Consider the following 378-nt stretch of genomic DNA (forward strand, 5'->3'; position numbering starts at 1 on the left):
TTTTCTATGCTGAGTTTTAATAACTGTTTACTGCCGCTGCCACTATAGTGCCAGCCAGAACGAAATGTGAAGAAGCTATTTTCGCTTGTTGCTGTGTGCTCTACAAATGAATCGCTGTCGATTTTATTTTTATCAACCGTGTTAAAACAAAATATTCCACCTACGTTTAAAACAGCCATAGGGGTCAAATCTTGACTTCATACATCATAATTAATTAGCTGTTTATATTCGCCGAAACTTAAACAAGCTACTGTGTCGGATGGCGCTTCGCTTATCCGACCTACGTTTTCAAATATATAATGCGGGGTTATTGGGTGTGGGTATTGGCCGTGGGTATGGAGCTCGTTGGGTTTCGCTACGCTCTACCCAACGTACGTG

Annotated in this window: 1 pseudogene; it reads right to left on the reverse strand. The window is 41.5% G+C overall.

The annotated features are described in order from the left end of the window. Positions 1–176, reverse strand: a pseudogene (locus H5089_RS20400) (SAM-dependent methyltransferase); the annotation flags it as partial. Positions 177–378 lie beyond the last annotated feature (202 nt).

This window comes from Pseudoalteromonas sp. SR45-1, from assembly GCF_014163655.1.
Lineage (GTDB): Bacteria > Pseudomonadota > Gammaproteobacteria > Enterobacterales > Alteromonadaceae > Pseudoalteromonas > Pseudoalteromonas distincta.